Source organism: Dinghuibacter silviterrae, assembly GCF_004366355.1.
In the GTDB taxonomy this organism is placed as follows: Bacteria; Bacteroidota; Bacteroidia; order Chitinophagales; family Chitinophagaceae; genus Dinghuibacter; species Dinghuibacter silviterrae.
In genome coordinates, this window is sequence record NZ_SODV01000001.1 from 3,820,152 (window position 1) to 3,833,506 (window position 13,355).

Genomic DNA, 13,355 nt, shown 5'->3' on the forward strand with positions numbered 1-13,355 from the left:
TTTACCGGGTTTTGAACGTGGCGGTGTATTTGAAGTACACCGTGTCCCCGCTATACAGCCTCGCGACGACCTTCCCGTTTTCGTGACGGACTTCCGCTTCGACGCTCGCGGTCTCCCGCGGATCGATCATCCTCAGGAACTTCGCCGCGTCCGCGTGCGTTAAGCGCGTGGGCGTCCCCAACACATATTTTTCCACCAATTCCTTTACGATCTGCATCATACACACCCCCGGGACCACGGGCTGCCCCGGGAAATGCCCTTCGAAAATCCGGTGGGCCGGGTCAAAGACCAGGGTGGCCTGGAGCAAACCGTCCGTTAATTGATGGGCCGATACCCGGTAAAAATCGTCCATAAGGGTCATGAGGGAATGCGTTTTAAGGCTATCGTAAAGGGTATCTTTTTGACCAGGAGCTTTATGTGGTGGACGATGCTGACGCTGTCCGGTACCCCTTCCCGGTAGTCCATCATCCAGGCGGTGACGACCGCCCGCCTTTTGGAGGCCTTTTCTATCCGGTCCAGCCGTGTACACGCGCTGTCGGTGATGTAATAATTGGTTCCTTTTTCCTGGGGAAAAGCATAAAACAGTTCGTGGCCTTTGGTTAGGACCCGTCCTTGTGTTGTATGTTTTAAAAGCACCAGCTCAAAATCCTTCCGGAGCGTCTTGATCAGCGCCTTTTTATTCATTTGGTCGATGATGTGATGGACCGTAAACGTCCCGTCCGCCGCAAACGCAAAATCGAAAAAAGTCAACCCCGTTTCGCTCGTAAAGACCACCCGGGTGCTGCTGTCCGGCATGGCCTTCAGGACCAGCAGCCCGCTCAGCGGATGGTTGTCCGCGTCCACTTCCGTTTTATAGAGGGCTGTGCCCAGGGCGGGTTTGAACCGCTGGATACAGGCGGGGTCGCCTGACGCGGGTTTCAGGCCGCGGTAGGCGGAGGTGCAGGAGGCGGCCACGGTCCACAGGGCGGCCGCGCCCCAAACCGCGCTCTTCGCGCGCCTAATGAAGACTGAACTGCGCATCGGAAATTGGCACATTCAATTCTTTATTCGAAAACGTGATCACCGTATTATCCCCCGACGGCTCCAACATCCGGATCCGGTTCGCCGTAAAGTCCTTTTTATCCAGTACCACGCTCACAGTCTGAAAAAGGTCCTTCAGGTTTTTGGACACCGGTGTCAGCTCGACCAGGTAGGTCTGCTCCCCCTCAAACACCCGGACCTTGAAATCCGGGTTGCTCAATTCCGTCCCCCGGACGCAATCGACCACAAGCTGGTTGATCTGCCCAAACAGCTTATTCGACTTCGCCGACACCGAATTCTCCTTTTGCCCGTCCCGGATATACACATGGCTGTTCGCCAGGATCATCAGGTATTGAAACGGCTGGGTATATTCCATCCGCACATTGTCCGGCCGCCGGAAGCAAAACTTCCCTTTCGAAACGATCTTTTCGCTCAAGACACTCAGGTTCTTTTCCTGGACAAAATCCGCCTTCAAACTCGTGTTCTTTTGAGACGCCTCCGCAAACCGGGTTTTAAAAGGACCGTTGTCCGCCACCAGGGAATAGCCCGGGTACTGGGCGCGTACGCTTTGGGTTGCTGTGATGCATAAAAGCATGATCATCTTACGCATAGGGAGTCAAATTGCACATTTTATCCAAGCTCGTGAAGGTATAACCTTTCGATTTTATCTGGTCGATCAGACCCGGTAGCATCGTCAGGGTCGACCGGCTTGTATCATGGAAAAGAAGGATCGAACCCGGTTTGAGTTTTTTGGACACCCTTTGGTCCAGGGCTTTGGGGTCGTTAATCACCGTATCCAGCGACCGCACATTCCAGCCGATGGGCGTAACCCCCTCTTTTCTGATCGCCCGGGCCAGGTTGGGGTTGGTCACCCCGTAAGGCGGGCGAAACAACCGGGGTGTCACCCCCAGGATTTCCCGGACTTTTGCGTTCATTGCCCTCAGATCCGCGCGCATCTTCCTCGTACTAAACAGGTCGAACAGCACATGGTGGCTGTCGGAATGGTTCCCAATAAGGTGCCCCCCGTCGTATATTTTCCGCACCAGGTCCTCGCGGCCGGGTATGTTTTTGCCAATGAGGAAAAAGGTGGCTGTCACTCCTTTTTCCGCCAATACCTCCAGGATTTCCGGGGTATACTGCTCCATCGGCCCGTCATCAAAGGTCAGGACGACCTCCTTTTTCTCTTTCGGACCCCGGCAGATCACCTTGATGTAAAAATTGGACCCGATATGATAGCTCCCCCAAAACAGCGGCAGCGTAAACAGCACCCCCCACACCACATAGCCATACCATGGGGCTCGTTCGTAGATCAGCGCCGCCAGCACCGCCAAAAAAACGATTCGTGTGGTTTTTAGGGTCAACATTTTTTTACAAGGAAAAGAGAGTGGTGGATATCCAGGTAATTGTTGTAAACGAGGACACTGTGGGCCCCCGCTTTGACTTTTTCTGTAGCTAACCAAAGGCCAAATGCGGAGGCCGTGGGGTAGTCGCCGCAGCGGTGGCGGAACGGCTCCGCCGCCGGGAGCTGTTGGGTGGTGCTACCGGCGCGGCCCGTCCCGGCGCTCAGCCCTTCGCCCGGCACTTGGTCGCCCAAGACCATATCAATGTCACCCGGGTGCCGCTTCAAAAATGCGTTTATATGCTCTGCCGGGTCCTCCGGCCGGTAAAACGTATCCATCCCCTCCAGGCAAATCCCGCTCCCCGGCTCCCGATCCAGCAAAAAGAATACTGCCCCTTCTCCATTGATCCTCCCGCTCCTATAAAGGCCAAATCGACTTAAAATCGAATGCGACGTATCGGTGATTTCGTCCACACCCCCCACCAGGACCGTCTTTGCCGCGCCCTCCTGTAACAACATCATCCCATCCAACAATGCGTGCTCAAAAGAAAACCCCCGATGGACAAACGTATTGTTGTACGCGTGACACTGAAGCATCAGGGCGATCTGCGCCCCCACCGTATTATGGGTAGACTGTATAAAGGCAGTAGGTGTCAGCATTTCCTCCCGGTTTTCCACCATCCGCCTTAGAAAGACGGTGGTGTCTTCGAGACAGCCGTAGGCGGTGCCGGTGAGGATGGCGTCGGGGCCGCCCCCTGGGCTTGCCGTCGTGCTGCCCGTTGCCGGGCTCGCCGTCGCGCCACCCGCTGCCGGGCTCGCCGTCGCGCCGCCCGTTGCCGGGCTCGCCGTCGCGCCGCCCGCTGCTGGGCTTGCCGTCGTGCTGCCCGTTGCCGGGCTCGCCGTCGCGCCGCCCGCTGCCGGGCTCGCCGGTGGGGCGCCCCCCGGGCTCCAAAGCCCCGCGCCTTCCAGGCATTCCAGGGCCGCCGCCACCCCCATCCGGATGACCCGGCTCATCCGCCGGATCGCTTTGGGGTCGATCAGGCGGGCATAGTCGGGCTCGACGGCGCGGAGGCGCTGATCCGCAGGCGCCGGCGCGCCCTGCCGCAGCCGCCCGCCGGCCGCCCCACCCAGGGGCGAAACAATCCCCGCAGACCGGATATAAACCTTTTCATTCATGTGTGCGAAAAGATAAGGGAGGTACAATTCCCCCCAAAACCAAACGAATTGGACAATACGTGCCGGATGTGGGCTCCCTTGCTAAACTGCGTCGCCGGAACAAAGGGCAACTCCTTCATGGGTGTTTGCAACCGGAGGTTGGGGTAGACATATCCCCCCTGGAGCGACAACACCGAAAAGACGGCTTCGATCCCACCGCTGCCCCCCAAAGTATGCCCCGTAAACGACTTTGTCGAGCTCAGGGGCGGATAATGGGGGTCAAAAAGGGTTTTGACCGCGGTCCCTTCTGCAATGTCGTTGTTTTGCGTACCGGTGCCGTGGAGGTTGATGTACCCAATGTCGCTGGGTGAGAGGCCCGCCTTTTCCAGGGCACCCTTCATCGCCAGGTAAGAACCCGTTCCCCCCGGGGAGGATGCGGTTTGGTGATAGGCGTCGTTGGCGTTGGCATAACCGCTCAGGGTCGCCAGGGGGCGTGTATGCGCCGCCGCTTTTTCGGAGACAAGGACCACGTATCCCGCGCCCTCGCCGAGGTTCAACCCCTTCCGGTTTTCGTCCATCGGATGACAGGGCTCCTTGTCAAGGATCATCAGCGTATTAAAGCCGTTCAGCGTAAACCGGGACAGCGCATCCGCCCCCCCGGCCACCACGACATCCAGAAATCCGTGCCGGATCAACCGGGCCCCCATAAAAATGGCGTTCGCCGAAGATGAACAGGCCGTGCTGACCGTGCTCACATAATGGCGTATGCCCAACAGGTCAGCCACCATTTCTGTAACGGCCCCACATTCGTGGTGGACGACGTCCCGGAGGCGGCCGCTCCGCGGGTCCTTTAAAAAGCGGGGGTAGAAATCCTCCGTGAGGTCCATGCCGCCGACGGTATTGGCGGAGACGAGGCCGATGCGGAGGCCGCCCCAGTCGGGCGAGCCGCTCTTGGCCGCGCCGCGCGAAGCGCCCGCCCCACGGCCAGTCGCGCCGCGCGAGGCGGCCGCGGTGCGCGAAGCACCGGTGCCCGCAGCGGGCGCGCCACCCGGGGCTACGCCGCGCGAAGCGCCACCAGCCCCCGCACCGCCCGGCGCGAACCCCGCCTGCGCCAGCGCCTCTCGCACCGCAATAGCGCTGAGCAACGCCGTACGCGGCGCCCGGGGCGACAAGCCCGACATCGCGGCCAGCGCCTCGTTGGTGTGCGGGATCTCGGCCACGGGCAACGTGTCCCGGTGGGCGGACACCAGCCGCCGCATGGGCCCGATGCCCGCCGCACCGGCTTCCAGTGCTCCGAGGCACTGGGAAAGGTCGTCGCCGATCGACGAAATGACCCCGAGGCCGGTAATAAAAACGGGCGCGTCCATTATGCTTTTTGATGATCCTTGATGTACTGGGCCATGGTCCGGACGGTCCGGAAAACATTCGGACCTTCTTCGGCACTGGCCAGGCGGATTTTGTATTCCTGCTGGAGCAGGACGATGAGTTCGAGGGCGTCTATGGAATCGAGCCCCAGGCCTTCTACGAACAACGGCTCGTCGTCTCCTATGTTCTCCGGTTGGAGGTCTTTCAAGTTCAACTGCGCAATGATCTGTCGCTTCAGATCGGCCATCAACTGGTCCATGTATACATTTTGTTTAGGTTGTCGGCGGTAAAGGACTGTTCTCCGGTTTTTTCCACGAGGGCAAGGGCGGCGTCATAAGTCGCGCCCAGCACGTCCACCCAGCCGCAAATGCAAGCCTGGATGGCGCCTTCGTCCAGCAAACCGTCGACATATTGTTGAATAAAAGTAGTATCGAATTCCTTGAATACAAAAAAAGCATTTTCACCCTTAAACCCATGCCGGATGCAGATCTCACCGATCACTATGTTAGGGAGGGTGTACACGAAAAGCGCGGGGCTGGGCATGTCGGACACCGTCTTGAAATAACGCCGGTCGGTGTCGAGGCTGGCGTTGGCGTTGCATAGGACGAGCCCGACGTCTTCGGGGCCATAGGCGCCGGCAAATGCGGCGCCGCCCACGCCGGGCAGCCCTCGGGCGGGCGCCGGGGCGCCGCTGCCGGGCGGCGAGCCCCCCGCGGCAGGGCCGCCGAAAAGCGGCGAGCCCCCCAGCAGGACCTCCGTCGCCAGAAACCCCAACTGGCTAAGGGTATCCATCTTATAAAACTTCGGATACGAAATGCCCTCCGCCGCATACACCCCCTCCAGAAACGCCTTTGGCGTGTCCGCGGCCATCTCGTGGAGCAAGCGGCCGTTTGCCAGCACCTTACCCCCCCGGATCACACAACTCCTCGTGATAAAAGCGTTACTCAACGGCGGTCTTTTTGCGGTGGGTGTCCCTGAATTGGATGATCGCTTCCAGCTTATACAGGGCGGTCGCGTGGTTTTTTACATAGGGGTTCTCCAGGTCCCAGACATAGCCGGCGAGGACGGAACAGATCTGACTTTTGACGAGGGGGTCTTGGTCGTCTGCAAAAAATATAGTGTCGAGCACGCCCTCGTACCATGTATTGACATAGGTGCGGAATGTGTTCACGCCTTGCATCATGGGTTCGGTATATTCCTTTGTCCAGTCAACGGTCTCACCCCGGAGCGTCCGGATAACGAGGTGGGCGGCCATCTGGCTGGACACAGTGGCCAGCGTTACCCCGGAGGAAAAGACGGGGTCCAGGAACTCGGTCACGTTCCCGGTCAGCACGAACCCATCCCCGAAAAAGCGGTCCGTCGTGCTGGACCAGGACTGGAGCGTGCGGGGTTCCCAGATGAAGTCCACGCCTTCCAGGCGGGACGCGATATAAGGCTGAGACGCGATCAGCGCACGCATGAGGGCGTCAGGGCTGGGTGCGGCGCCATTCTCGGCCAGGGCGCCGGCTGCGTCGGCGCCCTGTGCGCCCTGACCGGCCGCGCCGCCTGTTGCGCCAGCCGCCATGCGGTCGAAAAACGCCGGGTCGCCCACAAACCCAACGGAGGTATTCCCGTTGGAAAACGGTATAATCCAAATCCAAACCCCATGCTCATGCACCACAATCGTGATCCGGTTAGGCTCATCGGCGGCGGCCCGCCGGGGGTCCTTGAGGTGGCAGAACATCGCCTTCCGGGGCGGCAGGCTGGACGGCTTGTCCAACCCGAACAAGCGTGGGATGACCCGCCCGTAACCGCTACCGTCGATGATAAACCGTGCGGAAATCACAGAAGACTCCCCGGAAGCATCCACAACAGTCGTCACCGAAGAGTGATCGGGCAAAAACTCGATCCCGGTAACGGTCGTCTCATAAGCCACCGGCACCCCCATGGACGCGACGGTATCCGCGAGGATCTTGTCAAACTCGGCACGCGGCACCTGCCAGGTCCAGGTCCAGCCGGGGGTAAACGCTTCGGCAAAGGAGTAGTCGCAGATCTTCCCGTTCTTCTCGAACTTGGCACCGCCTTTTTCCTGGAAACCGGCAGCGCGGACGGCGTCGAGGAATTTGGCTTCGTCGAGGGCTTCCATACAGCGGGGCAGGAGGCTTTCGCCGATGACGAAACGGGGAAAGGTTTGTTTTTCCACGATTTTTACGCTGTAGCCGGCCTGGTGGACGATGGAGGCGGCGACCGTACCGGCGGGGCCGGCTCCGATGACGAGGACGTCTACTTTTTCTTTGATCATATTTTCTTTTTACAGGAGAGCAAAGTATGGCTCAAACCGATGTGGTCGGTTTGCTGGGTGATCTCGAAACCGGCGGCCCGGACGCAGTCGGTAAAGACCTTGGAGTGGTACATCTGGCTGTTCCCGTTGGCGAGCGCGGTGAAATAAATCGAGGTTTGCTGGAGGCAAAAGGCGGCGGTCTCGAAACGCTGGAGGTCCCAAAAGGCTTCCAGGATGAGCACATACCCGTTGTCGTCGAGGGCCTGGTGACAGCGCTTCAGGATGGACACGATTTCATCCTCGGAAAAACAATCCAGAAACTGGCTCATCCAGATGGCGTCAAAACCCGTAGGAAAAGGCTGTGTTTCGTCGAGCAGGTTGGCCGGGTGGAAGGACACGCGGTCCTGGAGGCCGAGCTCGGCGATCCGGTTTTTGGCGACGTTGAGCTGGCCGGGCAGGTCCATGATCGTGACGTGTACGTCGGGCGCGTGCCTGGTGCTGGCGATCGCCCATTTCCCGGTATTGCCGCCGATGTCGAGGATGTTGCGGATCCCGTTTTTGTACACGGTTTTTAACACGGCGGGGAAAGCAGTATCGGAGAAAAAGTGGTCAAACGCAAACCAGCTTTTTTGTACCGGGGCGGGCAGCTGCGACAAACCTTCATAGATCGTGGGCCAGTTGCCAAAGACCTTCAGCCCCTCGGGCTTGCCGTTACGGATGCTGGCTTCGAGATCGTACAGGCCTTTGTAACACACATCCTGTACAAAATCCATGTTGACCTTTGTCAGGGGATCGTGCAGGATAAAGTGCCCGGTCTTTGTCAGGGTGTACCGTAGGTCGTTCAGGATCACGAGGCCGATCCCCAGACCGGATTCGAGCAGGACGCGGACGCCGTAACGGGGAAGGGTAGTCGCTTCCACGATCTCATCCTGTGTCAGTCCTTTGAGGCCGCTTTCCTCCACGGCCGTCAGGATGCCGGTATCCCTGAGGACCTTGGCCACCTGGAACACGACGGGGCCAAAAGCGATCCACTGGGCGAGGTCTTTTGACTCTAATGCTGTTTTGGTATCCTTTGTATAGAAGTTCATATTGTTTTTTCGAGGATCAGCGCCGCGTTACACCCCCCGAAACCGGAGGCTGTTTTCAAACAACGTTGCACGGGTAAATGAATAGGCGCGGCGGCCACGCGCAGGGGCACCACGGTGCCGGGTGACCGGTAGCCGGGGGTGCCGAGGATAAGGTTTTCCCGCAGGGACTGCATCGATATGATGGACTCGACCAAACCGGCGGCCCCCAACGTATGTCCATAAAACCCTTTCAGGCTGTTGACGGGGACACCGGCCAGTCCCGCGAGGGTCAGGGCCCGGGCCTCCATGTCGTCATTGTATAGCGTGGCGGTGCCGTGGGCGGAAATAAAGTCGACGGACCCGCCGGGCAGTGCCCTACGGATGGCCATGTACAATTCTTCCCCCGTGCGGGACGGCCCCGAAATATGATTGGCGTCATTGCTCACCGCGCCCCCCGCCAGGCGAATCCCGCCGGCGCGGACTGAAAGCACCACCGTTCCCGCGGCCTCGCCGAGGGTCACCCCCTGGCGCCCCGCGTCAAACGGGCGGCAGGGCTCGGGGCTAACGGCCTGGAATGACTGAAAACCGGAAAGGATAAACCGCGTGATGAGGTCGGCGCCGGCAACAACAGCATGGTCAAAGCGACCCGCACGGAGCAATCGCCGCGCGGTAATCATGGCCTCCACGCCGGAAATACAGGCGTGGGAGACAACCAGGGGCGGGGTAACAAACCCGAGGCGCGCGGCGATGCGGGAGGCGGAAGACGCCAGCGAAAAGACCGACGGATCGTCAACGCCACGCTCCAAAAGCCCGATATTTCCCTTGGTAGAGGAGAGTATAAAAACCAGCCGGGGGTCGGAAGGGTCGAGACCGGACTCAACGAGCGCAGCAGAAGCCGACGCAACGGCCAACTCCTCGAAGCCGATAGGCGAGTCGAACAGCGACGCATAAAACGGCGTCCGGGACATGTCCACCCGCTCGTGCAGACGGATGCCTGTCCGGCCGGAAGCGAGGGCGCGGAAGTTCTCTTCCGTCGACCCGCCCAAAGGGGACACAATATTGTCCGATAGTACAAAAACGTCACGCATCTTACATCAACCCGTGTTTGGTCTTCCACGCTTCATAAAAGGCCGGATTGGTGAGCTGCAGGGCGTTGGTATCCTTGTCCAGGAAAACCTGGACCGAGGACCCCGTGGCGACCAGCTCCCGGGTAACGGCATTGTATAGCCGGTACGAGAATTCGAGGCGGGCCGCGTCGCAGGGCTGGTAGAGTGTTTCCACGACCACGCTATCCCCGTACCGCAGCGCCCGCTTATAGTCACACTGGATGCTGACCACGGGAACCACGACGCCCTGCCGGTAAAAGTCCAGGTAGCGCAGCCCGTGGGTATTCCCAAAAGACTCCCTTCCGTCTTCGAAATAACGAATATAATGCCCGTGCCAAACGATGCCCAGAGGGTCGGCCTCATTAAAACGCACGACGATCTCCGTGCTGTCGGTTAGCTGTATTTCTTTTTCCATTCTTTATAAAAGCGGTCTTTGATCCCGTCGAGTATGTTGCGGATGCCCGCGGCCCAATAATTGCGTTCGCCAAAGGCTTCGCCGACTTTTCCTTCTACGCGCCTGGTAAAGAGAACCGTACGGGTGCCCATGTCGACAATCGTCGCCCAGGTCGTGACGCGTTTGCCGGTCTTGTCGAGGCCTTCGACAACCAGCAACACCCCGTACCCCGTGCGGTTACCCATGTTGAGCCCGCTCACGATCCGGCGGATATCGGCCTCTTTTAACCGGGTGGCGTCGTCGGAATTGGTCGAATGGAGGCTATCCACGGCAAGTTTACCATAATTTTCCTCCACCCCCGTAAAGTCGTGGTCCATGTTGACGTGGTGAAAAGCCTCGCCGACATTGTATCTTTTCACCTCCTTAACGATCAGGTTGTTGAGGGCGGGGAAAACATTGTTCGCCATGGCTTGCGGTGTGCTGGCAGGGTCGTTGATCCAGCGGGTCTGGCTGAAGTCGAGCCCCAGCCAAACGGTTTTGGCGGCTTCATTGGCAAAAAAGCCTTTGAGTGTCTGTGCGGGCGGTGCGCCGGTCTGTGCGCGAAGCGCGGTGACCGACAGGCTCAAGAGGCAAATAAACAGGATAGGCTTATTCATACGATGAAAATTTTCATTTCGCAAGAGCCTATAACCTTGTCTTTCCAATACGCCGTCCCCGTGACGCTCGTAGAATTGAACACCTGGTGTTTGACGGTGATGGTTGTGCGAATTTCCTCGCCCACCGCCGGCAATTCAAATATATCGAGTTGCTGCACCGCGCCGATATAGCCTATGGGCACGGGCCGCCCCTCCTTAATACACAGATACCCCGCCCGGGCCGCAGCGGTCTGGGCAATGTTTTCCACCAGGCCACTTTCCGACAGTACCCCGTCATAAACGAGGACGTGGTCCGCCGGCACTCGGAAAACCGAATAATCCTCTTCGGCAACGAATGCATCCACCAGCACGAAGGGGGGGCGCTGGGGAATCAGGTCCAATATGGGGATCATGGCTGCCAAAAATTAAAGTAATTATACCATTGTTGGGGATATTGCCGGACTTTTTTCTCCATACTGGCGGCAAAACCGGTCAGGATTTCCGAAAGTCCCCGGGCGCGGTCCGAAAAATCGTATGTGCGGGGCTCACTGGCGTAAAAGTGATAGTGCAACGGCCCTTCCTTTAGCGCGTACACGAAGGAAACGGGGACCTTAAAAGCGGCCGCGAGTTGGAAGGGGCCCAGGGGAAAACGGGCGGAGCCCCCCATAAAATCCGCGTGCAGGGTCTTAGCGCCCTCCACAAAACGGTCCGCGTGGATACATACCAGGTCGCCCGCCTTCAACGCATCCGACACCTCATAAATATGCGACAGGTCCTTTTTGAGGACAATGATGTGTGCGGTTCGTTCCCCCGTTACCTCCTGCATATAGGTCTTGATGCGTTCGTGCTCCCCGTCGTACATCAGGATGTGGATGCGCGTCTGGAGCCGCTGGAGGAGGTGGCCCGCGATCTCCCAGTTCCCGATGTGCGCGCTCAGCAGCAAACCTCCCTTGCCTTCCGCCGCCATGCGGTGAAGGTGTTCTTCTCCATCAAAGTCAAAAGTAAAACGGTGGGGGATACCGCCCATGAGGACGACCTTGTCGATCAGCGTCTGGCCGAATTGATAATAGTTCAAATAAAGACTTCGGAGCGACTTCAGGCGCCCGAAGTGGAGACGGTTCCGGTAGAACCCATACAAGACAGGTTTGGAAAAAACAAAGTACCACCCCGCCACCACCCGGAGCAGTCCATAAGCGGGACGCACCCCCATGGTCCGGAGAACCCAAACGAAGATGCGATACCCCAGGGGACTACCCTTGGATTTTCCTTCCCACGAAGGCACTATGGATGGACTTTGGAAATGATGTAATCATAAAAGTCCTGGAAGGTGTGGATACCCGTAAAGTCTTCGGGCTTTACCTTGAATGCAAAGTTATTTTCGATTACGACCACCAGGTCGATATAATCCAGGCTGTCCAGCTCCAGGACGTCTTTCAGGGTTCCGTCAGGGGTAATCCTGGCTGGGTCGACTTCAAATTCTTCCGACAGGAAATCGTTGATCTTGGTGATGATCTCTTGATGCGTATGGGTTGTTAAGCTACTCAATTATAAGGTTTTTGAACAATGAGTGATGAATTGGTACCCCCGAAGCCAAAGGAGTTTGACAAAAATACGTCTATATTTTTAGACCTCGTCTCTGTGACAATGTCCAATTTCGCGGAATCCTCATCGGGGTTTTCGAAGTTGATATTGGGCGCAAGAAAACCCTCCTGCATCATCAGCATACAGTACACAATTTCGCTTGCCCCGGCCATCCAGCATTCATGCCCTGTCATGGACTTGGTCGAACTGATGGGGACGCATTTTTCGCCAAAAACCTCGGCCAGTGCCTTGGCCTCGCTGGCGTCACCCGCGGGCGTGGAGGTGGCGTGCGCGTTGATATAGTCGATCTTGCCGGGATCGACCCCCGCGTCTTTCAGGGCGCGTCTCAGCGACCGCACCGGCCCTTCTACCGTGGGATTGGAAATGTGTTCCCCGTTGGAGGAAAACCCATACCCGATCACTTCGCCTAAAATGGTCGCGCCCCTTTTCCTGGCGGTTTCCCAGTTTTCCAAAATAACCGTGGCCGCGCCCCCGCTGGGGATCAGTCCGTCCCGGTCCCGGTCAAAGGGCCTGGACGCGCGGGTGGGCTCCGATTCCCGGACCGAAAAGGCGGACAGCGCGTCAAAGGTACCCATCGACAGGTAGTTGATTTCCTGGGCGCCGCCCGTGACCACGATGTCCTGGAGCCCCGTTTTTATAAAGTGATACCCGAGACCCACGGCATGAGACCCGCTGGCGCAGGCGGCGCTGATGGTGAAATTGACCCCTTTGAGCTTAAAGATCGTCGCCAGGTTCATCGTCACCGTGGAGTTCAATGTCTGGAAAACAGAGGCCGACCCTACCAGGGTCGTATCTTTTTTCAACCGCATCAGGTCGACGGCGTCGATCACCGGTTTGGCCGAGCTGTCATTCCCGTAAAGAATGCCGACTTCCTGACGAGCGATAAAGTCCTGCTCCAGCCCCGCCTGCTGCAAGGCTTCCAGGGTCGCCATATACGCATATTCCCCCTGTTCCGGCAACATCAACCGGGAACGCCTGTCCAGAAATTCTTTGAGATTGGGCTTGTCCACAAACCCGGTCAGGGCGGAGCGGTAACCGAATTCTTTGCGGACGGGGTCGAAGATAATCCCTGATTGGCCTTTATATAGTGAATCCCGGACCTCCCCACGATTTTTACCGATACACGAATAAATACCGAGGCCGGTGATGGCAACTCTGTTCATGGGCGAAAAATAGCGCAAAAAACCGAGATCCCGTTAACAAAAAGCCCCGCTGGACCGGCGGGACGGGGCACTCCTATGGTCCCGGCGACCATCCTCGTTCCCTGTCACCGCGTGGCCCGGCGGGGACCTTGCGATGTGCTGTTGCTAAAGTAGCGCGGGAACGCTGACTGTAGTAATAATTGGGGTGAACGACAGGATATTGTCGGTGAACGTCGCGTTATGGGGAGGCAACGCAGGGGCGGCACCACG

The 13,355-nt window shown here is 58.3% G+C and carries 17 protein-coding genes; all 17 read right to left on the minus strand.

Annotation, left to right across the window (positions count from 1 at the left end; genetic code table 11):
* Window position 1: 1 nt before the first annotated feature.
* The 17 genes from EDB95_RS16460 to EDB95_RS16540 are packed head-to-tail and all read right to left on the minus strand — an operon-like array spanning window position 2 to window position 13,106.
* Window positions 2-361 carry a 3-hydroxyacyl-ACP dehydratase gene (locus EDB95_RS16460; protein ID WP_246073659.1) on the minus strand — a complete coding sequence of 120 codons (360 nt, stop codon included), beginning with the start codon at window positions 359-361 and terminating at the stop codon, window positions 2-4.
* On the minus strand, window positions 358-1,020 hold the full coding sequence (locus EDB95_RS16465) for a hypothetical protein (RefSeq protein ID WP_133994894.1): 663 nt from the start codon (window positions 1,018-1,020) through the stop codon (window positions 358-360). Before EDB95_RS16465 ends, EDB95_RS16460 begins: the two co-directional genes overlap by 4 nt.
* A complete protein-coding gene (locus EDB95_RS16470; RefSeq protein ID WP_133994895.1) occupies window positions 998-1,630 on the minus strand; it encodes a LolA family protein in 633 nt (210 codons plus the stop codon). The genes EDB95_RS16465 and EDB95_RS16470 overlap by 23 nt, the downstream gene beginning before the upstream one ends.
* On the minus strand, window positions 1,623-2,384 hold the full coding sequence (locus tag EDB95_RS16475) for a polysaccharide deacetylase family protein (RefSeq protein ID WP_133994896.1): 762 nt from the start codon (window positions 2,382-2,384) through the stop codon (window positions 1,623-1,625). The genes EDB95_RS16470 and EDB95_RS16475 overlap by 8 nt, the downstream gene beginning before the upstream one ends.
* Entirely contained in the window at window positions 2,378-3,535 is a 1,158-nt protein-coding gene (locus EDB95_RS16480) for a beta-ketoacyl synthase chain length factor (RefSeq protein ID WP_133994897.1), read from the minus strand. Before EDB95_RS16480 ends, EDB95_RS16475 begins: the two co-directional genes overlap by 7 nt.
* Entirely contained in the window at window positions 3,532-4,881 is a 1,350-nt protein-coding gene (locus tag EDB95_RS16485; protein ID WP_246073661.1) for a beta-ketoacyl-[acyl-carrier-protein] synthase family protein, read from the minus strand. The genes EDB95_RS16480 and EDB95_RS16485 overlap by 4 nt, the downstream gene beginning before the upstream one ends.
* A complete protein-coding gene (locus EDB95_RS16490; protein ID WP_133994898.1) occupies window positions 4,881-5,138 on the minus strand; it encodes a phosphopantetheine-binding protein in 258 nt (85 codons plus the stop codon). The genes EDB95_RS16485 and EDB95_RS16490 overlap by 1 nt, the downstream gene beginning before the upstream one ends.
* Window positions 5,126-5,827 carry a hypothetical protein gene (locus EDB95_RS16495; RefSeq protein WP_133994899.1) on the minus strand — a complete coding sequence of 234 codons (702 nt, stop codon included), beginning with the start codon at window positions 5,825-5,827 and terminating at the stop codon, window positions 5,126-5,128. The genes EDB95_RS16490 and EDB95_RS16495 overlap by 13 nt, the downstream gene beginning before the upstream one ends.
* A complete protein-coding gene (locus EDB95_RS16500) occupies window positions 5,820-7,160 on the minus strand; it encodes an NAD(P)/FAD-dependent oxidoreductase (RefSeq protein WP_133994900.1) in 1,341 nt (446 codons plus the stop codon). The genes EDB95_RS16495 and EDB95_RS16500 overlap by 8 nt, the downstream gene beginning before the upstream one ends.
* Window positions 7,157-8,227: a methyltransferase gene (locus EDB95_RS16505; protein WP_133994901.1), complete on the minus strand. Its 1,071-nt coding sequence runs from the start codon at window positions 8,225-8,227 to the stop codon at window positions 7,157-7,159. Before EDB95_RS16505 ends, EDB95_RS16500 begins: the two co-directional genes overlap by 4 nt.
* Window positions 8,224-9,294, minus strand: coding sequence for a beta-ketoacyl synthase N-terminal-like domain-containing protein (locus tag EDB95_RS16510; RefSeq protein ID WP_133994902.1), 1,071 nt, complete (start codon window positions 9,292-9,294; stop codon window positions 8,224-8,226). Before EDB95_RS16510 ends, EDB95_RS16505 begins: the two co-directional genes overlap by 4 nt.
* 1 nt (window position 9,295) lies before the next feature.
* A complete protein-coding gene (locus EDB95_RS16515) occupies window positions 9,296-9,727 on the minus strand; it encodes an acyl-CoA thioesterase (RefSeq protein WP_133994903.1) in 432 nt (143 codons plus the stop codon).
* On the minus strand, window positions 9,706-10,362 hold the full coding sequence (locus EDB95_RS16520; RefSeq protein WP_133994904.1) for a hypothetical protein: 657 nt from the start codon (window positions 10,360-10,362) through the stop codon (window positions 9,706-9,708). Before EDB95_RS16520 ends, EDB95_RS16515 begins: the two co-directional genes overlap by 22 nt.
* Window positions 10,359-10,754 (minus strand): 3-hydroxyacyl-ACP dehydratase, encoded by a 396-nt coding sequence (locus EDB95_RS16525; protein ID WP_133994905.1) that lies wholly within the window; start codon window positions 10,752-10,754, stop codon window positions 10,359-10,361. Before EDB95_RS16525 ends, EDB95_RS16520 begins: the two co-directional genes overlap by 4 nt.
* Window positions 10,751-11,623: an LpxL/LpxP family acyltransferase gene (locus EDB95_RS16530; protein ID WP_133994906.1), complete on the minus strand. Its 873-nt coding sequence runs from the start codon at window positions 11,621-11,623 to the stop codon at window positions 10,751-10,753. Before EDB95_RS16530 ends, EDB95_RS16525 begins: the two co-directional genes overlap by 4 nt.
* Entirely contained in the window at window positions 11,623-11,886 is a 264-nt protein-coding gene (locus tag EDB95_RS16535) for a phosphopantetheine-binding protein (protein ID WP_133994907.1), read from the minus strand. Before EDB95_RS16535 ends, EDB95_RS16530 begins: the two co-directional genes overlap by 1 nt.
* The gene (locus EDB95_RS16540; protein WP_133994908.1) at window positions 11,883-13,106 is read right to left on the minus strand and encodes a beta-ketoacyl-[acyl-carrier-protein] synthase family protein; all 1,224 of its coding nucleotides are present in this window, start codon (window positions 13,104-13,106) and stop codon (window positions 11,883-11,885) included. Before EDB95_RS16540 ends, EDB95_RS16535 begins: the two co-directional genes overlap by 4 nt.
* Between the last annotated feature and the right edge of the window lie 249 nt (window positions 13,107-13,355).

Coding starts and splice junctions, on each gene's coding strand:
- EDB95_RS16460 (WP_246073659.1), bottom strand. CDS start 361: ATGACCCTTATGGACGATTTTTACCGGGTATCGGCCCATCAATTAACG.
- EDB95_RS16465 (WP_133994894.1), bottom strand. CDS start 1,020: ATGCGCAGTTCAGTCTTCATTAGGCGCGCGAAGAGCGCGGTTTGGGGC.
- EDB95_RS16470 (WP_133994895.1), bottom strand. CDS start 1,630: ATGCGTAAGATGATCATGCTTTTATGCATCACAGCAACCCAAAGCGTA.
- EDB95_RS16475 (WP_133994896.1), bottom strand. CDS start 2,384: ATGTTGACCCTAAAAACCACACGAATCGTTTTTTTGGCGGTGCTGGCG.
- EDB95_RS16480 (WP_133994897.1), bottom strand. CDS start 3,535: ATGAATGAAAAGGTTTATATCCGGTCTGCGGGGATTGTTTCGCCCCTG.
- EDB95_RS16485 (WP_246073661.1), bottom strand. CDS start 4,881: ATGGACGCGCCCGTTTTTATTACCGGCCTCGGGGTCATTTCGTCGATC.
- EDB95_RS16490 (WP_133994898.1), bottom strand. CDS start 5,138: ATGGACCAGTTGATGGCCGATCTGAAGCGACAGATCATTGCGCAGTTG.
- EDB95_RS16500 (WP_133994900.1), bottom strand. CDS start 7,160: ATGATCAAAGAAAAAGTAGACGTCCTCGTCATCGGAGCCGGCCCCGCC.
- EDB95_RS16505 (WP_133994901.1), bottom strand. CDS start 8,227: ATGAACTTCTATACAAAGGATACCAAAACAGCATTAGAGTCAAAAGAC.
- EDB95_RS16510 (WP_133994902.1), bottom strand. CDS start 9,294: ATGCGTGACGTTTTTGTACTATCGGACAATATTGTGTCCCCTTTGGGC.
- EDB95_RS16515 (WP_133994903.1), bottom strand. CDS start 9,727: ATGGAAAAAGAAATACAGCTAACCGACAGCACGGAGATCGTCGTGCGT.
- EDB95_RS16520 (WP_133994904.1), bottom strand. CDS start 10,362: ATGAATAAGCCTATCCTGTTTATTTGCCTCTTGAGCCTGTCGGTCACC.
- EDB95_RS16525 (WP_133994905.1), bottom strand. CDS start 10,754: ATGATCCCCATATTGGACCTGATTCCCCAGCGCCCCCCCTTCGTGCTG.
- EDB95_RS16540 (WP_133994908.1), bottom strand. CDS start 13,106: ATGAACAGAGTTGCCATCACCGGCCTCGGTATTTATTCGTGTATCGGT.